The 22,964-nt window shown below is 68.3% G+C and carries 20 protein-coding genes; 11 read left to right on the top strand and 9 right to left on the bottom strand.

Features of this window, described 5'->3' with window-relative positions:
• Positions 1-136 precede the first annotated feature (136 nt).
• Positions 137-1,120, bottom strand: coding sequence for a hypothetical protein (locus ACFVWG_RS07090; protein ID WP_391542247.1), 984 nt, complete (start codon positions 1,118-1,120; stop codon positions 137-139).
• Between the two features lie 139 nt (positions 1,121-1,259).
• Here ACFVWG_RS07090 and mshA point away from each other — a divergent pair, with 139 nt between their 5' ends.
• Genes mshA through ACFVWG_RS07075 form a run of 3 tightly spaced genes read left to right on the top strand, consistent with a single transcriptional unit; the run spans position 1,260 to position 3,741 of the window.
• Entirely contained in the window at positions 1,260-2,495 is a 1,236-nt protein-coding gene (gene mshA, locus ACFVWG_RS07085) for a D-inositol-3-phosphate glycosyltransferase (RefSeq protein WP_391542682.1), read from the top strand.
• A complete protein-coding gene (locus tag ACFVWG_RS07080) occupies positions 2,496-2,984 on the top strand; it encodes a YbjN domain-containing protein (protein WP_391542246.1) in 489 nt (162 codons plus the stop codon).
• Between the two features lie 10 nt (positions 2,985-2,994).
• Positions 2,995-3,741 (top strand): phosphoglyceromutase, encoded by a 747-nt coding sequence (locus tag ACFVWG_RS07075; protein ID WP_391542245.1) that lies wholly within the window; start codon positions 2,995-2,997, stop codon positions 3,739-3,741.
• On the opposite strand, the gene ACFVWG_RS07070 is transcribed toward ACFVWG_RS07075, so the two are convergent.
• Both ACFVWG_RS07070 and phoU read right to left on the bottom strand, forming a co-directional pair.
• Complete coding sequence (locus ACFVWG_RS07070; RefSeq protein ID WP_391542244.1) at positions 3,722-3,970, bottom strand: hypothetical protein; 249 nt, start codon at positions 3,968-3,970, stop codon at positions 3,722-3,724. The two genes, ACFVWG_RS07075 and ACFVWG_RS07070, sit on opposite strands and share 20 nt — an antisense overlap.
• A 541-nt stretch (positions 3,971-4,511) precedes the next feature.
• A complete protein-coding gene (gene phoU / locus ACFVWG_RS07065) occupies positions 4,512-5,222 on the bottom strand; it encodes a phosphate signaling complex protein PhoU (RefSeq protein WP_391542243.1) in 711 nt (236 codons plus the stop codon).
• Positions 5,223-5,418: 196 nt separating this feature from the next.
• On the opposite strand from phoU, the gene ACFVWG_RS07060 reads away from it, so the two are divergent.
• The 3 genes from ACFVWG_RS07060 to ACFVWG_RS07050 all read left to right on the top strand — a co-directional run bounded on the left by ACFVWG_RS07060 (position 5,419) and on the right by ACFVWG_RS07050 (position 8,441).
• Positions 5,419-6,636 carry a sensor histidine kinase gene (locus ACFVWG_RS07060; RefSeq protein ID WP_391542242.1) on the top strand — a complete coding sequence of 406 codons (1,218 nt, stop codon included), beginning with the start codon at positions 5,419-5,421 and terminating at the stop codon, positions 6,634-6,636.
• Positions 6,633-7,310 carry a winged helix-turn-helix domain-containing protein gene (locus ACFVWG_RS07055; protein ID WP_391542241.1) on the top strand — a complete coding sequence of 226 codons (678 nt, stop codon included), beginning with the start codon at positions 6,633-6,635 and terminating at the stop codon, positions 7,308-7,310. The genes ACFVWG_RS07060 and ACFVWG_RS07055 overlap by 4 nt, the downstream gene beginning before the upstream one ends.
• 96 nt (positions 7,311-7,406) lie before the next feature.
• On the top strand, positions 7,407-8,441 hold the full coding sequence (locus ACFVWG_RS07050) for an iron-siderophore ABC transporter substrate-binding protein (RefSeq protein WP_391542240.1): 1,035 nt from the start codon (positions 7,407-7,409) through the stop codon (positions 8,439-8,441).
• A 99-nt stretch (positions 8,442-8,540) separates the two neighbouring features.
• Here the strand turns inward: ACFVWG_RS07050 and ACFVWG_RS07045 are convergent, their stop codons facing one another.
• Positions 8,541-9,185, bottom strand: a complete 645-nt coding sequence (locus tag ACFVWG_RS07045; RefSeq protein ID WP_391542239.1) for a hypothetical protein — start codon at positions 9,183-9,185, stop codon at positions 8,541-8,543.
• 265 nt (positions 9,186-9,450) lie between these two features.
• On the opposite strand from ACFVWG_RS07045, the gene ACFVWG_RS07040 reads away from it, so the two are divergent.
• From ACFVWG_RS07040 to ACFVWG_RS07025, 4 genes are all read left to right on the top strand, one after another.
• On the top strand, positions 9,451-9,936 hold the full coding sequence (locus tag ACFVWG_RS07040; protein WP_012918679.1) for a CarD family transcriptional regulator: 486 nt from the start codon (positions 9,451-9,453) through the stop codon (positions 9,934-9,936).
• A 51-nt stretch (positions 9,937-9,987) separates the two neighbouring features.
• On the top strand, positions 9,988-10,683 hold the full coding sequence (gene ispD / locus ACFVWG_RS07035; RefSeq protein WP_391542238.1) for a 2-C-methyl-D-erythritol 4-phosphate cytidylyltransferase: 696 nt from the start codon (positions 9,988-9,990) through the stop codon (positions 10,681-10,683).
• A complete protein-coding gene (ispF, locus tag ACFVWG_RS07030; protein WP_391542237.1) occupies positions 10,680-11,150 on the top strand; it encodes a 2-C-methyl-D-erythritol 2,4-cyclodiphosphate synthase in 471 nt (156 codons plus the stop codon). The genes ispD and ispF overlap by 4 nt, the downstream gene beginning before the upstream one ends.
• A 96-nt stretch (positions 11,151-11,246) precedes the next feature.
• Positions 11,247-12,113 (top strand): LysR family transcriptional regulator, encoded by an 867-nt coding sequence (locus ACFVWG_RS07025; RefSeq protein ID WP_391542236.1) that lies wholly within the window; start codon positions 11,247-11,249, stop codon positions 12,111-12,113.
• Positions 12,114-12,383: 270 nt separating this feature from the next.
• On the opposite strand, the gene ACFVWG_RS07020 is transcribed toward ACFVWG_RS07025, so the two are convergent.
• From ACFVWG_RS07020 to ACFVWG_RS07005, 4 genes are read right to left on the bottom strand one after another with little or no spacing between them, the layout of a single operon-like run.
• Entirely contained in the window at positions 12,384-13,052 is a 669-nt protein-coding gene (locus tag ACFVWG_RS07020; protein ID WP_391542235.1) for a hypothetical protein, read from the bottom strand.
• Positions 13,049-14,407, bottom strand: coding sequence for a M1 family metallopeptidase (locus ACFVWG_RS07015; RefSeq protein ID WP_391542234.1), 1,359 nt, complete (start codon positions 14,405-14,407; stop codon positions 13,049-13,051). Before ACFVWG_RS07015 ends, ACFVWG_RS07020 begins: the two co-directional genes overlap by 4 nt.
• Positions 14,407-18,345: a Pls/PosA family non-ribosomal peptide synthetase gene (locus ACFVWG_RS07010; RefSeq protein ID WP_391542233.1), complete on the bottom strand. Its 3,939-nt coding sequence runs from the start codon at positions 18,343-18,345 to the stop codon at positions 14,407-14,409. The genes ACFVWG_RS07015 and ACFVWG_RS07010 overlap by 1 nt, the downstream gene beginning before the upstream one ends.
• Before the next feature lie 55 nt (positions 18,346-18,400).
• Positions 18,401-19,480, bottom strand: a complete 1,080-nt coding sequence (locus ACFVWG_RS07005) for a neutral zinc metallopeptidase (protein WP_391542232.1) — start codon at positions 19,478-19,480, stop codon at positions 18,401-18,403.
• Between the two features lie 55 nt (positions 19,481-19,535).
• Here ACFVWG_RS07005 and ACFVWG_RS07000 point away from each other — a divergent pair, with 55 nt between their 5' ends.
• Positions 19,536-21,221, top strand: coding sequence for a DUF2207 domain-containing protein (locus ACFVWG_RS07000; protein WP_391542231.1), 1,686 nt, complete (start codon positions 19,536-19,538; stop codon positions 21,219-21,221).
• A gap of 680 nt (positions 21,222-21,901) precedes the next feature.
• Here the strand turns inward: ACFVWG_RS07000 and ACFVWG_RS06995 are convergent.
• Complete coding sequence (locus ACFVWG_RS06995; protein ID WP_391542230.1) at positions 21,902-22,936, bottom strand: Lrp/AsnC family transcriptional regulator; 1,035 nt, start codon at positions 22,934-22,936, stop codon at positions 21,902-21,904.
• Between the last annotated feature and the right edge of the window lie 28 nt (positions 22,937-22,964).

Below are 22,964 nucleotides of genomic sequence, written 5' to 3'. Positions count from 1 at the left end.
CGGCGAGTGGGAGGAGATTGCCGCTGGCAATCGGTATCTGGCAACACGGTCCTTCCACTCGAGGACACGCTTCCGACACTCGGGCGAGAGGCGCGGGACAGCACGCGGCCTTGGCTCGCCACTCGTGGTATCGGTCTCAAGAGACCAGCACCCGCTCCTCGGTGACCGGACGTTCGGTACGACGGGCTGTCGTGATCGCGAGCGCTACTACGGCGACTGCGACTGCGACGAATCCACCGAAGATCCCCAGCGTCTGACCGTCCGGATGGATCACCGACTGGCCGCGGAAGGCCTGCGTGCTGGTCGCTACCATCAGACCGGTGTAGGCGATGGCAGCCGCACCGACGAGCCGGGCGCGAACCCGCTCCGGACGCAGCCAGGTCACCCGGGCCGCAAGGAGGCTCAGCAGGACGACGACAGCCAGCAGCGCGTGGATCGCGTGCAGCCCGATGAAGTGCGGGACGCGCAGGTCGCCACCGACCGTGCTCCAGTGCGTGAGCGGCAGACCGGGACCGCCCGCCTCAACGCCGATGCCATGGCTGCCGGACAGGGTGACCGGGTTGCCGTAAGCATCCGTGGTCTGGGTCTTGGTGCCGGTGGAGCCGACCAGGTAGAACGCCAGGCCCATGCCGGCCACGGCCAGCGCGATGCCGGTCCGGATCGCCCGGTTCAGCGGTGCGTCGCCGACCCGCTGGAACTGCAGCATGATCGCGACCACGAGACTCGCGCCGAACAGGCCGAGCACTCCGGACATGAAGACCTGCTGCCCCACCTGGTTGAACGTGTCAGCGTTGGAGTTGAAGTGGCTGAACGTGCCGCGCGCGGCCTGCACCGCGATGAAGCCGACGTCGATCACGCCGGTGACCGCGAACACGGTCCCGACCCACCATCCGAACCGCTTGGCCTTGCGCAGCCGGGACAACAGCCAGGCGAGCGTCGCGCCGTACAGGACGAAGGCGATGCCGAACTTGAACGGTTTGAGCCACACGGACTCGTTCAGGATGGTGCGGTTGTCGACCAGCAGACCGACGGCGGCGACGAGGACCAGGGCGGCCATGGCGGAGACCATCAGCATCAGCGGGCGATGCCACGTGCGTACTTCGGCGAGGACTTTGTGCATGTCTTCATGCTTTCGGCGCACGGCCCGCAGCACAGTGGGCTCAGTCCGCCTCCCATGGGGGAGGTAGCTCTACTTACCGGCGTACGCTGGCGGAGTGAGTCTGCCGCCGTCCGCCGACCGTCCGCCGCGGCGGGTCGCGATGATCAGTCTGCACACCTCGCCGCTGGACCAGCCGGGGACCGGTGATGCCGGCGGCATGAACGTGTACGTCGTGGAGCTGTCCAAACAGCTCGCGGAGCTCGGGATCGAGGTCGACGTCTTCACCCGGGCGACCACCTCGGCGCTCCCGCCGCGCGTCGAGCTGCTGCCTGGCGTGACGGTTCGCAACGTGGCTGCCGGTCCTTATGAGGGCCTGACGAAGAACGAGCTCCCGGCCCAGCTGTGCACGTTCGCCCGCGCCGTGCTGCGCGCTGAGGCGATCCACGAGCCCGGCTGGTACGACGTGATCCACTCGCACTACTGGTTGTCCGGGCAGGTCGGTCTGCTGGCGCGCGACCGCTGGGCGATCCCGCTCGTGCACACCATGCACACGATGGCGAAGGTCAAGAACGCCAGCCTGGCCGAGGGCGACGTACCTGAGCCGCCCGCTCGGTTGATCGGCGAGGAACAGGTGGTCGAGTCCGCGGATCGCCTGCTGGCCAACACTCCGGACGAGGCCCAGGAACTGATCAGCCTGTACGGCGCTCAACCGGGGAAGGTCGAAGTCGTCAACCCTGGCGTCGATCTGGAGGTCTTCGTCCCTGGCGATCAGGCCGCGGCCCGGCGCACGGTCGGCGTACCGGAGGACGCGATCGTGCTGGCGTTCGTCGGGCGCATCCAGCCGTTGAAGGCGCCGGACCTGCTGATCCGCGCTGCTGCTCGGATGGTGGAGCGGGACCCGTCGCTGCGTTCTCGGTTGGTGGTGGCGATCATCGGCGGTCCGTCGGGGAACGGGATGGAGCACCCGGAAGCGCATGCCGAGCTGGCGCGGGCGCTCGGGGTCGACGACGTGACCCGGTTCGTGAAGCCGATGGAGCGCAGTGGTCTCGCCGAGTGGTACCGAGCCGCGTCGGTCGTTTGCGTACCGTCGTACTCGGAATCCTTTGGTCTGGTCGCGTTAGAAGCTCAAGCCTGCGGTACGCCGGTTGTCGCGGCGGCCGTGGGTGGGCTGACGACTGCGGTGGCGGATGGCCAGACCGGGCTGCTGGTCGACGGGCACGGGGTCGACGACTTCGCCGACGCGCTGGCCCGGATCGCGACGGATCCGGTCACCCGCGAGACGATGAGCCGGGCGGCGGTCAAGCATGCGCAAGGCTTCGGCTGGGAACTGACCGCTCGCAAGACGCTGGCGGCGTACCGGACCGCGGCGGAGACGATGGCTGCTGAGGTGTTCTGAATGCGAGTGTCCGCGGCGGATGTGATCCGTCAGGTGCTGACCGAGAACGAGATCGAGTTCACCGAGACCACCCCAGGCGTGTTCAGCGCCGACCTGCCGGGCGAGCGCAAGCTCAAGACCACGGTCGCGCTGACGGTCGGCGCCCAGGCGGTCCAGGTGCACGCGTTCGTGGCCCGGCACCCCGACGAGAACCACGAGACCGTCTACCGCTGGCTGCTCGAGAAGAACCTGAAGATGTACGGCGTCGCCTTCGCGATCGACCACCTCGGCGACATCCACCTGGACGGCCGGGTCCCGCTGCACGCGATCACCCCGACCGAGGTCGACCGCCTGCTCGGCGCCGTACTGGAGTATGCCGACTCGTCGTTCAACACGATCCTCGAACTCGGCTTCGCCACGTCGATCCGCAAGGAGTACGACTGGCGGATCTCGCGCGGCGAATCCACCCGCAATCTGGACGCCTTCAAGGGCTGGCTGGAGCCCAAGTAGGCTTCGCCTCATGACCTATCGCCTGATCCTGCTCCGCCACGGCCACAGCGAGTGGAACGCCAAGAACCTCTTCACCGGCTGGGTCGACGTCGACCTGAACGCCCAGGGCGTCGAGGAGGCGCACCGCGGTGGTGAGCTGCTCCGCGACCGCGGCCTGCTCCCCGACGTCCTGCACACCTCCGTGCTCCGCCGGGCGATCCGCACCGCGAACATCGCCCTCGAGGTCGCCGAGCGCCAGTGGATCGACGTCCGCCGCTCCTGGCGGCTCAACGAGCGCCACTACGGCGCCCTGCAGGGCAAGGACAAGAAGCAGACCCTCGAGGAGCTCGGCGAGGAGCAGTTCATGCTCTTCCGCCGCTCCTACGACACCCCGCCGCCCGCCATCGAGCGCGGCTCCGAGTTCGACCAGGCCGGCGACCCCCGCTACGCGGCCCTCGCCCCGGAGATCATCCCCGCCACCGAGTGCCTCAAGGACGTCGTGGCCCGGATGCTCCCCTACTGGTACGACGCCATCGTCCCCGACCTCCGCGCCGACAAGACGGTCCTGGTGACGGCCCACGGCAACTCCCTGCGCGCCCTCGTCAAGCACCTCGACAACCTCGACGAGCCCACCGTCGTAGGCCTCAACATCCCCACCGGCCTCCCCCTCCTCTACGAACTCGACGAAAACCTGAAGCCCGTCACCCCCGGCGGCGAATACCTGGACCCGAAGGCCGCCGCCGAAGCCATCGAAGCCGTCAAGAACCAGGGCCGCTGACCTCCTCGAGGTCGAGCGTCCGAAGGAAGTCGAGTTTGTCCTGGAGGTCGGGATGAGTCGCGACGACCTCCGGATTGCTCTCGAGCAGCCGGAGCTGTATCCAGAGAAGTAACGTTTGTCGGGCGTGGAGCGCGTCCAACTCGGCCAGCAACTCCGGACCAGTCAGCGATGTCGGATCCTTGAAATCGTAGGGGTTGGCCAGCAGGTCGGCGATATCTGATGCGTTCATGCCAAAGAACGTATCCAGCCGGCCACCCAGTCCAGCCGCCGATTTTTTCCTTGTGGACAACCGCCTCCCTGCTACTGGGGCGGGGTGATTCGGCGTCGACTGTGCTAGTCAGCAGAACGCATCTGGTGGGCTGACTAGTCTGGTGGCGGGTTGGCCAACCGCATGCAGTTAGCCCTCCCGTCACGAGATGGGTCAGCCCATCAAATGGGGCTTTTCGGGCGGCCGAAGGTGTGGTTTGTGGAAGCGGGTCGCCTTGAGCACCCACCAACCAGTTCCTGCCCGCGGAGATGACTGAGCGGTGCTCAAGGTCTTACGGGCAGCACACCTTGTGCACCCACCAACCACATTTCGCGCCCCGAGGTGGTCGGGCCGTGCTCAACGTCGTACGGGCTTGATCGCATGAGCGCTAACGTCCGAAGACACGCCGACCACGCCCCGCGAGTCTTCGGACGTTAGCCGGGCAGGGGGCCGAGACGGGTCCGCGCAACGAGAAGCCCTCGGCGACCAAGTGGTTGCCGAGGGCTACTTTGTACGGCGTGGGTCAGTTGTTGCCGTTGGGGTTGGGGGTGGAGGCACCGGCGCCGGAGCCGGCCGCCGTACCGCCGATGGCGACGGGGAGCTCGCCGGTGACGAGGTAGACGACGCGGCGGGCCATCGAGACGGCGTGGTCGGAGATGCGCTCGTAGTAGCGGCCGAGCAGGGCGATGTCGACGGCGACCTCGACGCCGTGCGGCCAGCTGTCGTCCATCATCTGGCGGAACTGGTTGCTGCGCAGCTTGTCCATCTCGTCGTCGGTCGCCTCGAGCTTGGTGGCGGCGTCGACGTCGCGGGTCTTGATGACGTCACCGGCGGCGTCGACCATCTGGCCGGCCACGGAGCCCATCTCGGCGATGACGTCGTGCAGCTCGGCGGGGATGGCCGGGGAGGGGTAGCGCAGGCGGGCGATCTTCGAGACGTGGGCGGCGAGGTCGCCCATCCGCTCGAGGTCGGCGACCATCCGCAGGGCGGCGACCAGCATCCGCAGCTCGTTGGCGACCGGGGCCTGGCGGGCCATCAGCTCGAAGACCTTCTCCTCGACACCCTCACCGGCGGCGTCGAGCTGGATGTCGGCGGCGATGACGTCCTCGGCCTGCCGGATGTCGGCTTCCAGCAGGGCGGCGGTGGACCGGCGGACAGCGGTCGAGACCGTCCGGGTCATCCGCTCGAGCTCGGCGAGGATGTCGTCGAGCTGCTCGTGGTAACTGTCACGCATTGTGTTCGTTTCCGATCTGTGGTGTGCCCGTGGCCCGGTGCCGGACAGGCCAGTACCCGCCCAACGGTGACGGTATGCCGTCGAGGTTGCCGGTCGGCGACGAGTGGTGAACGCCTGATGAACAGTTGAGACGTGTCCCGGTCATCCGGTGCTCATTCGGTCTTTCCCTGCTGGTTGCCCGCGTAGCATCGGTGCTGTGGATCCCACGCTGGCTGCGGTGCTGGGCGGCGTCATTGGCGCAGCCCTGGCCCTCCTTTCACTCGGCGCGATGATGCTTTCCGAACGCTCTCAGCGCAAGATCCCCGAGTCCCCGGACCCCGCCGTACCGGGTGGAGTCGCGACGGTTCTGTCGGTACTGCGCTCGTCCGCGGTCGTGATGGGTCCCGAGGACCAGGTGCTCCAGGCGAGCGCTCCGGCGCACGTGCTCGGCATCGTCCGGGGTGAGCGGCTGGTCGTCGACGACATCCTGACGATGGTCCGCTCGGTCCGCCGCGACGGCGAGATTCGCCAGCAGGATTTGGAGATCGTCCGCGGCCGGCTCGGCGCCACGCAGTACGTGAGCGCCCGGGTGGCACCGCTGGGCAGCCAGTTGGTGCTGGTGCTGGTCGAGGACCGCACGCGCGAACGGCGGCTGGAGGCGATCCGGCGCGACTTCACCGTGAATGTGAGTCACGAGCTGAAGACCCCGGTCGGCGCGCTCATCCTGCTCGCCGACGCGGTCTCCGAGGCCTCGGACGACCCGGAGGCGGTGCAGCGGTTCTCGGACCGGATGCGGATCGAGGCCTCCCGGCTGAGCCGCCTGGTCAAGGAGATCATCGAGCTGTCCCGGCTGCAGGGCGACGACCCGCTCGAGCACCCGCACTCGGTCGACATCAACGAGGTGATCGACGCCGCCGTCGACCGTTGCCGGGTGGACGCCGAGGACCGCGACATCAAGATCGTCGTGAAGACCGAGCCCGGCCTGGAGGTGATGGGCAGCGAGGACCAGCTGTCCATCGCCATCGGCAACTTGGTGGAGAACGCGGTCAACTACAGCCCCGACGGCACCCGGGTCGCGGTCGCCGCGCACCCGATCGGTGACCTGGTCGAGGTGACGGTCAGCGACCAGGGGGTCGGGATCCCGACCAGCGACCTGGAGCGGATCTTCGAGCGGTTCTACCGGGTGGACCGGGCCCGCAGCCGGGAGACCGGCGGCACCGGGCTCGGGTTGTCCATCGTCAAGCACATCGCCTCGATTCACGGCGGCGACGTACGGGTGTGGAGTGTCGAAGGGCAAGGCTCCACATTCACCGTGAGACTCCCACTGCGGCTCGATTCCGCGGAGGGCCAGACCGGTTCCCCCAGCCAGGAGGAGCCGGCCGTCACTCTGACGCCTACCCCGTCAGGGCAGATCACAAAGGAGACAGCTTCGTGACCCGAGTGCTGGTCGTCGAAGACGAAGAGAGCTACAGCGACGCGTTGTCGTACGTCCTGCGCAAGGAAGGCTTCGAGGTCGCCGTCGCGGAGACCGGGCCGGACGCGCTGGACGAGTACGACCGGGCCGGCGCGGACATCGTGCTGCTCGACCTGATGCTGCCGGGCCTGTCCGGTACCGAGGTGTGCCGGGCGCTGCGCAGCCGGGGCAACGTCCCGGTCATCATCGTCAGTGCCAAGGACACCGAGGTGGACAAGGTGGTCGGGCTGGAACTGGGTGCGGACGACTACGTCACCAAGCCCTACAGTCCGCGCGAGCTGCTGGCCCGGATCCGCGCCGTCCTGCGGCGGGGTCAGGACGTTGAGCTGCTGCCGGACACCCTTGAGGCAGGGCCGGTCCGGATGGATGTCGAGCGGCACGTCGTGACCGTCGGTGGCGCCGAGATCCGGCTGCCGCTGAAGGAGTTCGAGCTGCTCGAGATGCTGCTCCGCAACACCGGGCGGGTGCTCACCCGTGGGCAGCTGATCGACCGGATCTGGGGCGCCGACTACGTCGGTGACACCAAGACCCTCGACGTCCACGTGAAGCGGCTGCGGTCCAAGCTCGAGAAGGATCCGTCGAACCCGCAGCACCTGGTCACCGTCCGCGGCCTGGGCTACAAGTTCGACTCCTGACCGGGTTGTGTCCTGGGTCATGGCCCCGCGGGTGCCATCACCGTTGCAGTTAGCTTAGGCTGTCCTTAGTTGAGGATCCGACTGAGGAGAGTTCCTATGGCATGGCCCCCCTTCCCTGCGATCAGGGCAAGCCGGGTGATCAGTGCGGCCGCCGGCGTACTGATCGCATCCAGCTTGCTCGTCGCGTGCGGTGACAGCGACGACGCACAGCCGCAAGGACCGGGGAGTACGGCGTCCACCGGCTTCCCGGTGACGCTGAAGAACACCTTCGGCGACACCGTCGTTCCCGCGAAGCCGCAGCGCATCGTCACCCTCGGCTGGAACGCCCAGGACATCGTCCACGCCCTCGGTGAGACCCCGGTGGCGATCCCCAAGGTCACCTACGGCCCGACCGCGGCCGGCGTGAGCGCGTGGGACGCCGACTGGTTCGACCCTGCCAAGACCCAGCTCCTCGACACCGGTGACAAGTATCCGTTCGAGAAGATCGCCGCCCTGAAGCCCGACGTGATCCTGGCGCCGTACGAGGGCTTCGACAAGGCGACGTACGACACCCTGTCCGGCATCGCGCCGACCGTCGCGTATCCCGGCGCCCCGTGGCAGACCACCTGGCAGGACCAGACCCTGCTGGTCGGTCAGGCCCTCGGTAAGAAGGCCGAGGCCGAGAAGCTGATCACCGGCCTGAACGACAAGGTCAAGCAGGTCGCCGCCGAGCACCCCGAGTTCAAGGGCAAGACCATCACGGTCGGCTCCTTCGGCAAGGACAACTACATCTACATGCCCGGTGACCCGCGTGTGCAGATCCTCAACCAGATGGGCTTCGTGAACGCCCCCGGCGTCGAGACCCTGGAGAAGGCGAACACCAAGAAGGAGTTCGCGGTCACCATCAGCAAGGAGAAGATCGCCGACGCCGATGCCGACGTCCTGATCGCGTACGTCGACGGCCTCGGCCCGCAGAAGTTCGCCGCCGACCCGATCTACTCCTCGCTCGGTGCGGTCAAGCGCGGCAGCGCCTACGCCCTCGACGACCAGCAGTTGATCTCCGGCATGAGCTCGGTCAGCGTCCTGAGCGTCCCCTGGGTCCTCGACAAGATGATCCCCAACCTCGCCAAGGCTGCCCAAGCCGCCAACTGAACGTCCGACGGGACCTCGGCCACAGGCCCCGCCGGTACGACGAACGGGCCGCCCCGCGCCGGGAGCGGCCCGTTCGGCCTGTCTGGAACCCCTGTGGGACTAGTGCTCGCCCGCGGGGGCGTCGTCGCGCGGGGTGGGGGTGTAGTGGTCTTCGGTGAGGACCGGGACGTAGGTGGTGATGGGGGCCGCCTTGGCGAAGGTCAGGGTGACGTTGACCATCTGGCCGGGCTTGGCGCCGGTGACCGAGAAAGGCTTGGCCGGGGCCGCGGTGGGCGTGGCCGGGGTGGCGGTCGGGGCGTCCGTGGGGACGGCGGTCGGCGTGGTGCTCGGGGTCGTGGCGGGGGCTTCGACGCCGGGGGTCTGCGGGAGCGTGAGGGCGGCGCCGACCTGGAGGGGCAGGGCCTCGAACTTGCCGAAGGTGACGACGCCGGGCTGGTCGCTGCCGTCCTGGCCGTCGGGCGTGCCGGGGGCGGCCTGGGTGACCGAGACCAGGGTGTCGGTGGCGGTGCCGTTGTTGACGACGACGCCGTGCAGTTCGCCCTTGCCGTCCTCGGAGGCCAGGACCAGGAGGTTGCGGACCACGATGCCGCCGGAGGAGGCGTTGGTGCCTTCGGCCGCCTGGTACGGCTGGGAGGTCTGGGCGCTGAAGCTCGCGCCACAGGCCGCCAGGGCGATACTGAGAGTGGCGGCGGCGCCCGCCAGCGCGGCGCGCCGGACGGACCGCGCGGACAACGTGATCGGCACTGGAATCCCTCTCCTGCAAGCTGTTTCGGGGCCCTTCGGCGGTGTCCGAGTCCTGGATTCGGTGCACGGCCTCCGGCGCAGCACAGCGTAGTGCCCGGGCCCGGAACGCTCGCAGCCGGGTGGGCCCTGGGCAACGGTTCTCGCGCGTACAAGGCATGGCCGACACTGTTTGTCAAGGCGGGAAATGGCCTCTGACCAGCACAAACGTCCGAACCGGACCAGCGACTGCGTGGTAGGATAGGACTCGGAAAGGGGCACGTGACATATGACTTTCACAGTCGGCGAGACGGTTGTTTACCCCAACCATGGTGCGGCCGTCATCGAGGACATCGAGACCCGTCAGATCAAAGGTGAGGACAAGACCTATCTGGTCTTGAGGATCGTCGCTCAGAACGACCTGGTCGTCCGGGTCCCCGCGTGCAACCTCGATCTTGTCGGCGTGCGTGACGTCGTGGATCAGGCCGGTCTGGAGCGCGTCTTCGACGTGCTGCGGGCTCCGCACACGGAGGAGCCGACCAACTGGTCGCGACGTTACAAGGCGAACCTGGAGAAGCTGCACTCCGGTGACGTGATGAAGGTGGCAGAGGTCGTCCGCGACCTGTGGCGCCGCGAGCGTGACCGTGGTCTGTCGGCCGGTGAGAAGCGGATGCTGGCGAAGGCTCGCCAGATCCTCGTCTCCGAGCTGGCGCTGGCCGAGCACACCAACGAGGACAAGGCGGAAGCCATCCTCGACGAGGTTCTCGCGTCCTGATCCACAGGTCGAGTCTGCACCCGTGATCCTGTTGTCGGAATCCGTCCCGTCATGAGTACGGCGGCGATCATTCCGGCGGCAGGTCTCGGGTTGAGGCTCGGTGGTGAGACCCCGAAGGCATTTCGAGAGGTCGGTGGCGACGCGCTGCTGGTCCACGCGGTTCGTGGACTGAAGGCAGCGTCCGCCGCCGACCTTGTCTGTTTGGTGATCGCAGTCCCGCCGGGGACCGAGGAGACGGTCACCAAAGAGCTCACCCCGTACGTCGGGGATACCCAGCTGCTCGTGGTTGCCGGAGGCGCCGAGCGCTCCGACTCGGTGCGGACCGCGCTCGAGCTGGTCCCGGTCGAGGGGATCGACTGCATCCTCGTGCATGACGCGGCCCGGGCGTTCGTCCCGGTCGACGCGATCGAGCGTGTGGTCGCGGCTGTCCGCGCCGGCGCGCAGGCCGTCGTACCGGCTGTTGCGGTGACGGACACGATCAAGCAAGTCGGGCCGTCCGGTGAAGTGGTTGCCACGCCAGACCGGTCGACGCTGGTTGCTGTCCAGACTCCGCAGGGCTTCGCGCCCGACGTACTGCGGCGGGCGCATGCGGCCGGTGTGGTCGGCGCGACCGACGATGCGATGCTGTGTGAGGCGCTTGGAGTGACCGTGCTGACGGTCGAAGGGTCGCCGGACGCGTTCAAGGTGACGCGACCCCAGGACTTGCTGCTGGCAGAGGCTCTGCTGGCGGAGAGGCGAGTGGTGTGAAGATCCCCCGGGTCGGCAACGGCATCGACGTCCACCCGCTGGAGGAGGGCCGGCCGATGTGGCTGGCCGGACTGCACTGGCCGGACGAGCCCGCTGGGCTGGCCGGCCACTCGGACGGTGACGCCGCCGCCCACGCCATCTGTACGGCGCTCCTGAGCGCTGCCCGGCTTGGTGATCTGGGATCGAACTTCGGCACGGCCGAGCCCGAGTGGGCCGGGGCTGCCGGGGTCGCTCTGGTGACCGAGGCTGCGCGGCGGGTCCGAGCGGCCGGCTTCGAGATCGGCAACGTGACGGTCCAGATCGTCTGCAACCGGCCGCGGATCGGCGTCCGCCGCGAAGAGGCCGAGAAGGTGCTGAGCGCCGCGTGCGACGCCGAGGTCTCGGTCAGCGCCGCCACCACCGACGGCCTGGGCTTCCCCGGCCGCGGCGAAGGCATCGTCGCCATGGCAACAGCCCTCATCTACTGACGCCGGTTGCCCACGGCACCCAGTCGCGGGGCCCTCGCACGCCCAACCATCCATCACAATCTGTCCATGTTTATCGATTGTCCATATCCTGGGGTTATGGACCTGCGATTGCTGCGTGCCTTCATCACGGTCGCCAGACTGCGGACGTTCGGGGCTGCGGCCGACGAGCTGGCGACCAGTCAGCCCGCGCTCACCAAGCAGATCCAGGTCCTGGAGCGGCGACTCGGCTCGGTGCTGTTCGTCCGCGGCCGGCACGGCGCCCGCCTGACTCCGGAGGGTGAACTGCTGCTGCCTGATGCTCTGCAACTGATCGAGCGTTCGGAGGCCTTCGAACGGCGTGCTGCCCAGGTCGCCGCAGGGGTCGAGGGAACTCTCACGATCGGCTTCGGCCTGTCCGGGATCGAGCTGGCACCGCGAGCGGTCGCCCTCTTCCGCAGCCAGTGGCCGAGGGTCTCCGTGTCACTCGAAGACCTGTCCTCGGCCGAGCAGTACGAGCGCCTCCAAGCCGGCCGACTGCAGATCGGCTTCGTCCGCCTGCCGGTCCCGGCCGGCCTCGAACATCTCCGGCTCCGCAAGGACCGCCTGGCCTTGGCGCTGCCGATCGACCAGGCCGTACCCCGCGACCTCGCCAGCTGGCTCGACGATCGCCCGCTGGTCCGCCTGGCACCGGGTCGCGGTCCCGGCCTCACCGCACAGATCAACGGCCTGTACGCCGAACTCGGTTGCCACCCGCAAGTGCTTCAGGAGGCGGGCGACCTGCAGACGATGCTGGCCCTCACCGCGGCCGGGGCGGGACCATCCGTCGTACCGCTGTCTGCTGAACGCATCGCCCCGGGCGAGGTCCGCCTCGTCCCGCTGCCCGGCCGTGCAGCTACCTGGTGGATCGGCGCTGCCTGGTCCACCCGCACGCCCCTCACCGAACGCTTCCTCAAAGCCGCCGCCGAGGTCGCCCGCAGTTCCTGACCCGCCGGCGCTCGTCGGCCTTCGACATCTGGTGGGCTATCCGTTGAAGTTGACCTTCTCTGGTCAAAATTCGAGGGGAGAACCAGCAACTTGAAGGGTGATCCCCTCATTTTCCGTGCGGCAACCCCAACCGCCGGCCCGGCCCCACGCGATCCCGCCAGCCGTGATGCCGCCAGCCGCGATCCCGGCAGCTTGACCGCTAACGTCCGAAGGATCGGAGGGCCCGTCTCCGGGTTTTCGGACGCTACTCGGGGAGCTTGCGCGGCGGGGCTAGGGGCCGGAGGTGTAGCGGGGGCTGACTACGTGGTCGACGTGTCCGTGTCGTCGCCGGCGCTGCAGAGCGGCCGCGACGACGATGCCGGCGGCAACGACCAGGCCGCCGATGCCGGCGACCAGATCGCGCGTGACGTGTTCCTGGCCGACGAACTGGGCGCGCAGGACGCCGTGCGGGTCTACGATCACCTGGACCTGGCCGCCCGGGAACTCGTGCAGCTTCGAGGTTTTGAAGTCGTAGCTGTGGCCATCAGGGCAGTCCGCGGTGAAGTCGGAGACGCCGAAGTGGTGGTAGTCGCGCACCGTGCAGTTGATCCGCGTCCCGACATGGGCCAGCGCGACCGGGGTCGGCGTCATCAGGAACGGAACCGCCGCGAGACCGCTCGCCAGTGCGCCCAAGTACCCGAAGTTCCCGCCGCCGAGAATCGCGATCCCGAACGAGAAGAACACGACGCCGGCCAGCATGACCAGTACCGCCAGCAGGACCGAGTGCGGCGGGAACGTGTAGAGCACGCCGGCGAGGAAGAACAGCGTCGCGCCCAGCCCGATGTAGCGCCAGACCGGGCCTTGTGGCGTCCCGCGCCGCCGCAGTGGCTTCCCGGCGATGATCGCGAGCACGAGGATCGCGGTGACACCGGCGAAGAACTCCAGCGGGACGTACTTCACGAACGCCGCTTCCTCGCAGCCCTCGGCAGTGCCGGCAACTCGTAGCCATCCAGCCAGGACGTGAACAATGCATCCAGTACGTCGGCATCCGGGGCGAACGTGGTCGCGAGTGACCGGAAGTCCGCCGTACTGACTGAGCCGTGCCGGTAGGTCTTGGTCCAGGTGCGCAGCAGGTCGAAGAAGGCCTCGTCACCTAGGTACTGCCGGACGGCGTGCAGAGTGATCGCACCGCGCTTGTAGAGCCGGTCGTCGAACATCAGCTCGGGACCTGGGTCCGACAGCAGCAGGTCCTGCGGCAGACCGCGCAGACGCGTGTGAGCCTTGGTCACTTGCTGGTCGGCGCTCAGACCGCCGGACTCCTCTGACCACAGCCACTCGGCGTAGCAGGCGAAGCCTTCGTTGAGCCAGATGTCCTTCCAGGCCGACGGCGTGAGGCTGTTGCCGAACCACTGGTGTGCCAGCTCGTGTGCTACCAGCCGCTCTGACGTACGGCGTCCGTCCACGTGGTTGCTGCCGAAGATCGAGACGCCCTGTGCCTCCAGGGGAATCTCCAGATCGTCGTCGGTCACGACAACCGTGTAGCCGCCGAACGGGTATGAGCCGAAGAGCTGGCAGAACAGCTTCATCATGTCCTGCTGTCGACCGAAGTCGTGCTTGAACTCGCGCAGCTCACCCGGCGGTACCAGCGCCCGCGTCGTGACCGGAGCAGCGGCCAGGTCCTGTACGTCGTACCGGCCGATCTGCACTGTCGCCAGGTACGTCGCCATCGGTGCAGCCTGGTCGTAGACCCAAGTGGTCCGGCTGGCCTTCACACGTCGCGAGACGAGGCGTCCGTTAGCCAGTGCGTAGTACGGCGAGTCAGTGGTGATCGTGATCCGGTAGTGCGCCTTGTCAGCCGGGTGATCGTTGCAGGGGAACCACGTGGCCGCCCCACTGGGCTGGCTGGCCACGATGACACCCTCAGTGAGCTCGTCCCAGCCCAGACCGCCCCACGGGCTGTCCTCCGGTTTCGGGTTCCCGGCGTACTGGATGTCGACGGTGAACTCGGCACCGTCCATCAGAGTGCTCGCTGGGGTGATGTGCAGCTTGCCTGCGCGGTGCGTGTAGCGAGAGACCCGGCGGCCGTTGACTGCCACCTTGGAGACGCGCAGTCCGGACAGGTCGAGGGCGAACCGGGTCAGCGCCTGCTCGGCGACCGCAGTGATGCTGGCCTTGCCGGACAGCCGGTTGCTGTTGACGCGGTAGTCCAGATCGAGCTCGTACGACTCGACGTGGTACCCGCCGTTGCCGTGGTGCGGCGTGTAGGGATCACCGGCGGACGAGTCTCCTGGCTGTCCGTGACCACGCAGAACCATCAGCCCTGCCAGGGGGCGATCGGGTTGCCCGCCCAACGGGTTCCGTCGGGCACTCCTTCACCGCGCATCACGAGAGACACCGGGCCGATAGTAGCCCCTGCACCTACTGACGCCGCAGGCAGGACGATGCCGTGCGGTCCGAGCGTTGCTCCCGGCCCGAAGGTGACTGTGCTCATGGAGAGCACTCGATCATGAAACAGGTGCGTCTGCAGCACGCAGCCGCGATTCACCGTGGCACCGTCGCCCAAGGTGATCAGGTCGGCCTCCGGGAACCAATACGTCTCGCACCAGACGCCCTTGCCGATCTTGGCTCCGAGAGACCGCAGCCAGAGCGCCAGCACCGGCGTACCGGCGGCTGCGTTGGCGAACCAGGGTGCGGCGACCAGCTCGACGAAGCTGTCGACCACCTCGTTGCGCCAGACGAAGGAGCTCCACAGTGGGTACTCGACCGCGCGGGTGCGCCCGACGATCACCCACTTGGCCACCGTCGCCATTCCGCCCGCCACCGCGCCAGCGGCGAGGATGACCGCGCCGGAGAGCAGCAGCGCTGCCCACGGGCCCAGCCAGATGTCGAGCGCCTGCAGCCCGAACAGCACGCCCAGTGCGATCAGCACCGTGCACATCATCGGGACGAACCGGCACAGCTCGACCAACGCCCGCGCGACCTTGAGCTTGTACGGCGGGTGGAACGTGCGGCTCTGATCGCCCTCGACCGCCTGCCGCCGCAGCTTCACCGGCGGCGAGCCCAGCCACGACGTACCGGCCTTGGACTTCTTCGGAGCCGCAGACAGTACGGCGACCAGTCCGTTCTTCGGGACGTTCCGGCCGGGCGCGGCCATCCCGGAGTTGCCCAGGAACGCGCGCTTGCCGACCTTCGCGCCGGCCACGTGCAGCCAGCCGCCACCGAGCTCGTACGACGCGATCATCGTGTCGTCGGCCAGGAACGCGCCCTCGCCGACTGTGGTCATCTTGGGCAGCAGCAGCACGGTCGACGCCTCGACGTCCTTGCCGATCTTCGCGCCGAGCGCCCGCAGCCACCACGGTGTCGCCAGACTCGCGTAGAGCGGGAACAGCAGCGTCCGGGCGGTGTCCAGCAGCCGTTCGGTCGCCCACACCTGCCAGCCGACCCGGCTCCGCACTGGGTAGTGACCGGGCTTGAGCCCGATCCCGAGCAGACGAACGCCGATCAGGGTCAGTACGGCGAGCGTCACGAAGGCGACCAGTGTCATCAACGGGACCGCGCCAAGCGCCCGTAGTGCAGCCTGGCCGAGCGTCTCGGTGCCGTGCAGCGCGCGGCCGAGTACGACCAGCGCTGCGGCGGCAGCGGCGACCGGGAGCAACGACATCACTGCGGACTGAGCGCCGTACGCCGCTACCCACCAGGGCGCGCGGGCGGGGCGCTCGTCGGGCCAGGGGTGCCGGGCGCGACCGACGCGGGAGGCGGGCGAGCCGGACCAGCGCTCGTTCGCGGGGACCTTGCCGGACACAGCGGAACCGGCCGCGATCTCGGCGCTGCGGCCGATCTCAGCACCGGGTAGCAGCATCGAACGCGAGCCGACGACCGCATCCGCGCCCACAGTGATCGCACCGACGAGCAGTTGGTCGCCGTCGATCCAGTAGCCGGACAGGTCGACCTCGGGCTCGATCGAGGCACCACGACCCATGGTCAGCATGCCGGTGACCGGCGGCAGAGTGTGCAGGTCGACGCCGCGCCCGATCTTCGCGCCGAGTGCGCGGGCGTAGTACGCGATCCAGGGCGCACCGGCCAGGTTGGCCGCACCGGCTGCGTCCGCGAGGTTCTCCGCGGCCCAGAGCCGGACGTGCACGTTGCCACCGCGTGGGTACGTGCCTGGCTTCAGCCCCCGCAGCAGCAGCCGAGCGCCGACCACTGCGATCCCCATCCGGCCAGCCGGGGTGATCAGCAGCAGCCAGCCGGCCAGGATCCACCACCACGACACAGTCCGGATCCACGGCAGCGGACCGGCGAACTGGTCGAGCAGGTTGTTCAGCGTGAACAGGTAGACCAGCCAGCGCACACCGACCACGGTCTGCAGCACGAGCGTGAGTGCGGTCTGCAGCAGCTGAGTGGCCGGCGGTGTCGGCCGGATGTCCCGCAGTTCGACCGGCTCCGCCAGTACTTGAGTGGAGTCGTCGAGCCGATCAGCCAGTGCGCCCAGTCGCGGGTACTCATAGATGTCTGCGACGGTCACCTCGGGGTAGCGCTCGCGCAGCGCGGACACCAGCTGTGCTGCGGCCAGACTGCCGCCGCCGTGCATAAAGAAGTCGTTGTCGGTCCCTGTGACCGTGGCACCGAGCACCTTGGTCCAGCGCTCGGCCAGCCACCCCGCCGTACCGTCTAGCTCGGCAGCAGGGCTGTCAGAGTCCATGCCGGGCAGCGGCCAGGGCAGTGCGTTGCGGTCGACCTTGCCGGAGGTGCGGGTGGGCAGTGTGTCGACAACCGCCAGCAGGGGTACCAGTGCGGCGGGCAGAGCCTCACGCAGCCGCTCGGTCGCGCCCTTCTGGTCAAACGCCTCCGGCTCGTCCGGAACGACGTACCCGACCAGAAGCTGATTGCCGGCCGCAGACGCCCGTACGGCGGCGGCCGCGCCGGACACTCCCGGTAGGGCCTGCAGGGCCGCGTCGACCTCACCCAGCTCGATCCGCCGGCCACCGAGCTTGATCTGCTCGTCCGCCCGGCCTTGGAAGAGCAGACCGGCCGCCTCGTTCTTGACCAGGTCGCCACTGCGGTAAGCGCGCTCCCAGCCCAGCGACGGCATCGGCGCGAACTTCTCCGCGTCCTTGGCCGGGTCCAGGTAGCGGGCCAAGCCGACGCCGCCGATGATCAGCTCACCGATCCCGCCCTCGGGTACTTCGTTGCCGTCGGCATCGACTACGGCCAGGTCCCAGCCGTCCAACGGCAGGCCGATCCGGACCGGACCCTCACCGGTCAGCGGCGCGCCACAGGCGACCACGGTCGCTTCGGTCGGGCCGTAGGTGTTCCACACCTCTCGGCCGTCGACGGCGAGCCGCTCGGCCAGCTCAGGTGGGCAGGCCTCGCCGCCGAAGATCAGCAGCCGGACCTGGTCGAGCGCATCGGCCGGCCAGAGCGCGGCCAGCGTCGGCACGGTCGAGACGATCGTGATGCCCTGTGCGACCAGCCACGGGCCGAGGTCCATGCCGCTGCGGACCAGCGAGCGCGGCGCGGGGACCAGGCAGGCGCCGTGGCCCCAGGCCAGCCACATCTCCTCACAGGACGCGTCGAACGCGACCGACAGTCCAGCCAGCACGCGGTCGTCCGGGCCGATCGGCTCCTGCTGCAGGAACATCCGCGCCTCTGCGTCCACGAACGCGGCCGCGGACCGGTGGGACACCGCGACACCCTTCGGTACGCCGGTCGAGCCCGAGGTGAAGATGAGCCACGCGTCGTCGCTAGGCTCCGGGCCCTCTCCGGTACGACGGGTTGGCGCGACCTCGGTCGAGTCCATCCGGGCCGAGTAGGGGTAGTCGTAGTAGCCGTCGGCGTTGTCGTTGTCGTTCTCCACGAGCGGAGCCGGCTGCTCACGCAGGATGGTGAGCTCGAGCTCGTCGGCGACGGTCGCGGCGACCGCGGCCTCACCGAACACCAGCTCAGCCCGCTCCTCCGGGTCGTCCGCGTCGACCGGCACGTACGCCGCGCCGGCCTGCAGGGTGCCGAGGATGGCGACGTACAGGTCGTTGTGGCCGGACGAGAGCCGGACGCCGACGCGGTCGCCGGGCCCGATGCCGGCCGCGGTGAGGCGGGCGGCGAACTTCTCCACCTGGACCATCAGCTCGCGATAGCTCAGGCTCACACTGCCGTCGTCCAGCGCGGGTTCGTCGGCGTACTTGGTGGCTGTTTCGGACAGCACGTCCACCAATGTCCGCGCCGACGGCGCCAGGTCCCCGCGTCGCAACGTCACGGGCGGATGATACGCCGCCCGGTTAACGCCGCCGGAACGTCAAGCAGCCAGTGGACTACTTCACCAGGTCGGTGTTCACGGCGAACGTGTTGCAGGCCTTGTTCGCGCCGATGTTGAAGCCGTTCTGGATCCAGAAGCCCTGGCTGGTGGCCAGACCGTGGGTCCGCTCGTCCTCGGGCGTGTCCGGGCTCTCACCGAAGCTGTTGCTGGACTGCTCCTTGAACTCGTCCAGCCGGTTGGTCAGCGGGTAGGACTGCTCCACGGCCTTGCTGAACACACCGGCGAAGCAGGACGCCTGCAGCTCGTTGCGCCGCGACGACTCCAGCTTCTGCTCAGGGTGGTCCTGCAGATAGACCGCACGGGCGTAGAACAAACCACTCTCGCCCTGCACGTGGTGGCCGTACTCGTGCGCGATCGTCATCAGGTACGCGAGGTCCTGCTTCGACCCGAACGCCTTGTTCATCTGCAGTACGTCGGTGTACATCACATGGTTGCCGTAGCAGTAGAAGGCCAGCACGCGACCGGACAGCGGAGCGAAGCGGCCACAGGGCGTGTCTACCGGCTTGTCGAACACCACCAGGCCGGGGTCGGGGTCGCTCTTGCCGAGCTCCTTGAAGATCGGCCGCCACGCTTCGTTCAGGCAGGCGAACAGCTTCTGGTAGTAGACCTTCTGGGAGGCCAGACTGCCGTTGCCCAGGTTCTCGGCCTTGCAGTCCTGCACCGGTAGTGGACCGGTCCGGTAGATGCTCGCGTTGAGCAGGAAGTCTTCGGCAGTGCCCTGCGCCGGCTTGGTGGTGGGCGTCGGCACGATCGACGGACCGCTCACACCCGGATCGGCGCTGGTGTCGCTGCCGCGGCCGAGCAGGGCCACGATGACGACCAGTGACACACCCAGGAACATCAGCACGGAGATGCTGAACACGATCAGCCGGAGTCCGCCGCCACGGCGCTTCGGTGGCTGGAAGCCGTTGAACTGTCCGCCGGGCGATCCGTAGTACGGCTGCGCCCACTGACCGGGCTGCTGGTACTGCTGCTGGTACTGGGGCTGGCCCTGCCATTGCGTGGCCTGGGGCGGCGGGAGCACGCCGGGTGGGGGACCGATCCGGTCCTGGGGACCGCCGTACGGGCTGCTCACCGGACTTGCCCTCCTGATTTCGCTCGACGAACCGGCACGAGACTACTCTCAACCCATGTCACTGAAGCGCCGCGTCCTCCCGGCCGCCCTGATGATTTGTCTGACCGCACCGATCGTTGCCTTGAGCACGTTGCCCGCACAGGCTGCGGACGATCAGATCTCGGGCTACTCCGCCGATGCGACGCTCACCAAGGACGGCAAGCTCCAGATCAAGGAGACCGTCGACCTGACCGCCGGCGGCTCGACGTTCAGCCGGACCCTGACCACCCGGGTCCGCGCCGACGCCGAGCGGGACCGCACGTACGACGTCAGTGACGTGACCGCGACGGTGAACGGTCAGCCGGCGCAGGGGCTGGTCAACGAGGGCATCGACGACGGCCGCCGGATCACGGTGAACGCGTCCGGCAAGACGACGGTCGTCTACAGCTACACCGTCGGCAACGTGGTGGCGGAGTCGGTCGAGGGCCGTGAGGTCAGCTGGCCGGTGGTGCAGGGGTTCTCGACGGCGGTCCCGAAGGCGACGCTGTCGGTCAGCGTTCCGTTCGCCACCTGGGTGACGTGCTTCGCCGGTCGTGTCGGGTCGAGCATGCCGTGTACGTCGTCTCAGCTGGCGGAGTCCGCTGCGTTGGAGATCACACAGAACGGCGTACCGGCTGGTGGGCGGTTGACGTTCCTGACCGGTCTGAGTGACCAGGCGACTGTGCAGCCGAACGCGGCGTTCGCTACCCGCTGGTCGCTGGGGCGGGCGTTCAGTGTCGACTCCAGCACCATCGGGCTTGCTGTGATCGTGCTGGGCATCGGACTGCTCGGTGCTGCGGCTCTGTGGTTCTTGCGCGGCCGGGACGCGGCCAAGGTGGGCGAGGGCGCACCTGAGCGTCCGGTCCTTGATGGTGCGGACGGTCCGCAGTTTGCTGCGCCGGACGGGATCCGTCCCGGGCAGGTGGGGACTGTGGTGGATGAGACGGCAGATGTCGTCGACATCACCGCGACGCTGCTGGACCTTGCTGTCCGCAACTACCTGACGATTGTCGAGCTGCCGCGACAGTCCCAGTTCGGCAAGCTGGACTGGGAGCTGCGCCGCCAGCACCAGGGTGGGCCGGAGCTGTTGTCGTACGAGAAGGCCTTGCTGGACGCGGTCTTCGCGGACGGTGACACGGTGATCGTGTCTGAGCTTGGCTCGGCCCTGCGGCCGCGGCTCAACCTGGTGCGTGAGCAGCTGTACGCCGACGTGGTGACGCAGGGTTGGTTCGCGAGCCGGCCAGACGCCGTACGGGGTCGTTGGACCACTGCGGGACTCGTGCTGCTCGGGGCGGGCGTCGTACTGACGATTGTGCTCGCTGTGGTGAGCAAGTTCGGGCTGGTTGGCTTTGCGGTGATGCTGGCTGGTCTGGCGCTCGCACTGGCCGGTCAGGCCGCACCGGCCCGCACTGCACGCGGTGCGGCCGTCCTAGGTCGCGTGGCCGGTTTGCAGCGCTACCTGACCGACGAGACGTCCGCCTCGCTCCCACAGAGCCACCGTCTCGAGTTCGCCTCCCGCTGTCTCCCGTACGCCGCTGTCCTCGGCCTGACCGAGAAGTGGGCCGCCGAGATCGCAGCCACCGACGATGACGACGACCCGGACGCCGGCATCGGCTGGTACTCCGGTCCCGAGAACTGGCACCTCTCCGACATCGGAGAGTCCCTCAGCAACTTCGTCACCTCCTTCGGCGGCTCCCTAGCCACCGCCCGCCGCCTCTTCTAGAGCCACCGCCTCCGGCGCCTTTGGCGCGGCACCCACGTGGTCCCGCGCCGATGCGATCCACGGGCGGAATGTGGTGCACCGGGAGTTCCCGCCGCTCGGATGCGGCCGGCGGCGTACGCGGTGGCCGGGCGCCGCTGCGGCCGGCTTACAGAGACGAGTGGCGGGGCGGGTCTGTGGCTGAGCCGGATGGTTCGGTCGGCGACCACGTTCCCGCCGCCTGAGCTTCCGGGCTGTGGCTGGGGTTGTGGGTTCAGGCGGCGACCAGAGGTGAACGTTGCTTGGGGTTCGGGTCGTCGGCGCTGCACGGAAAATGAGGGGATCTCCCTTCAAGTTGCTGGTTCTCCCCTCAAAATTTGACCGGAGAACCGTCACATTGAGCGGATACCCCCTCAAATTTCGGCAGGGGGATAGCGGCCGAGCTGGGGTGCGCTACAGACCGGAGTCGACAGGTGGAACTCCCCAGCGCCGCCCCTGGCGCGGTCAACCGCTGCGGCCGACGATCAGAGGTGAAGGTTGCTTGGGGTTCGGGTCGTCGGCGCTGCACGGAAAATGAGGGGATCTCCCTTCAAGTTGCTGGTTCTCCCCTCGAAATTTGGGCAGAGAACCAGCACATTGAGCGGATACCCCCTCAAATGGCGGCGGGCTGATAGCGGCAGCGAGTACCCGTAAAGGCGGGTGGGCTAGGGGAGGTCGTGCCAGTTGGAGGGGAGGGCTGGGGGGTTGGGGAGGACGAACTTGGCGTGGCGGCCGGTGGGGGCGAGGATGTGGCCCAGGCGCTTGGCGAAGCGGGGGAGCATCCAGCGGTCCTCGATCTGAGCGGTGGGGAAGGCGCGGGCGATCTTTGCCTCGAGGGTGTCGAACTCCAGCAGGTCGCGCATCCACAGGACTGCGGTGAGGTTCGCGCTGTTGATGACCGAGCAGCACATGCGCGTCTCGGGCAGGAGTGCGAGGCCCGCGCCGACAGTCTCCAGTTGGTGGTGCGGGACGCTGAACCACACCATGACGGACGCGTTGTAGCCGACCACGTTGTGGGCGAGGTCGACGCGGGTCCGGGCCCAGGGGGCGTACAGGAGTTGGCCGATCGCACGTGTCACCGTGGCAACGCTCTTGCCGATCTCGTCGGCGATGGAGGTGGCCGAGCGGCGGACGTCGCCGGCGAGGCCGTTGATCACCTGTTCGTGCAGGGGAGTCGGCCGGGCCGGTGCGTCGATACCGCTGGCCGGTAGTGCGTTCAGAGCGCGGATCTGGCTCTGGTTAAGGACGCCGAGCCGCCAACTCGTTCCCTCCTTGAAGAACGTGCGGGTGAAGTGCGTCCTGGTCGCGAGGACACCGGGCACCGTGGCCAGCTCCGTGGCGACGTACCGGTCCACCTCGGCGACGGACAGGAAGGACAGGGTCAGGATCAGCTCGCGCGACCCTGAGGTGCACTCGATGGTCAGGACGGACGGATTCGGGGCGATCCGGTCGAGCACGTTCTCGCGTTCGCCGGCCACGCAGGACACCTCGACCAGCGCGATCACCCCGCTCGACCGCCGGGGTCCTTCCGGTGGGGTGACGGCGAAGCAGGAGCTCCACACCAGACCGCTGTCGACCAGGCGTGACCAGCGCCGGGACAGCGTGGTCGCATCCACCCCGACAATCGCCTCGAGCTGGGACCAGCCGGCCCGTGGACTGATCTGCAGGGCGTTCACCAGCGCGAAATCTACTTCGTCCATAACGCAAAATCACTGCACGAGGACGCAC

Source organism: Kribbella sp. NPDC058245 (assembly GCF_042882005.1).
Classification (GTDB): Bacteria; Actinomycetota; Actinomycetes; order Propionibacteriales; family Kribbellaceae; genus Kribbella.
Note: the sequence above shows the minus strand (reverse complement) of the source record. Positions and strands in the feature narration are given on the sequence as shown.

Coding starts and splice junctions, on each gene's coding strand:
- ACFVWG_RS07090 (WP_391542247.1), bottom strand. CDS start 1,120: ATGCACAAAGTCCTCGCCGAAGTACGCACGTGGCATCGCCCGCTGATG.
- mshA (WP_391542682.1), top strand. CDS start 1,260: ATGATCAGTCTGCACACCTCGCCGCTGGACCAGCCGGGGACCGGTGAT.
- ACFVWG_RS07080 (WP_391542246.1), top strand. CDS start 2,496: ATGCGAGTGTCCGCGGCGGATGTGATCCGTCAGGTGCTGACCGAGAAC.
- ACFVWG_RS07075 (WP_391542245.1), top strand. CDS start 2,995: ATGACCTATCGCCTGATCCTGCTCCGCCACGGCCACAGCGAGTGGAAC.
- ACFVWG_RS07070 (WP_391542244.1), bottom strand. CDS start 3,970: ATGAACGCATCAGATATCGCCGACCTGCTGGCCAACCCCTACGATTTC.
- phoU (WP_391542243.1), bottom strand. CDS start 5,222: ATGCGTGACAGTTACCACGAGCAGCTCGACGACATCCTCGCCGAGCTC.
- ACFVWG_RS07050 (WP_391542240.1), top strand. CDS start 7,407: ATGGCATGGCCCCCCTTCCCTGCGATCAGGGCAAGCCGGGTGATCAGT.
- ACFVWG_RS07040 (WP_012918679.1), top strand. CDS start 9,451: ATGACTTTCACAGTCGGCGAGACGGTTGTTTACCCCAACCATGGTGCG.
- ispD (WP_391542238.1), top strand. CDS start 9,988: ATGAGTACGGCGGCGATCATTCCGGCGGCAGGTCTCGGGTTGAGGCTC.
- ACFVWG_RS07025 (WP_391542236.1), top strand. CDS start 11,247: ATGGACCTGCGATTGCTGCGTGCCTTCATCACGGTCGCCAGACTGCGG.
- ACFVWG_RS07015 (WP_391542234.1), bottom strand. CDS start 14,407: ATGGTTCTGCGTGGTCACGGACAGCCAGGAGACTCGTCCGCCGGTGAT.
- ACFVWG_RS07000 (WP_391542231.1), top strand. CDS start 19,536: ATGTCACTGAAGCGCCGCGTCCTCCCGGCCGCCCTGATGATTTGTCTG.
- ACFVWG_RS06995 (WP_391542230.1), bottom strand. CDS start 22,936: ATGGACGAAGTAGATTTCGCGCTGGTGAACGCCCTGCAGATCAGTCCA.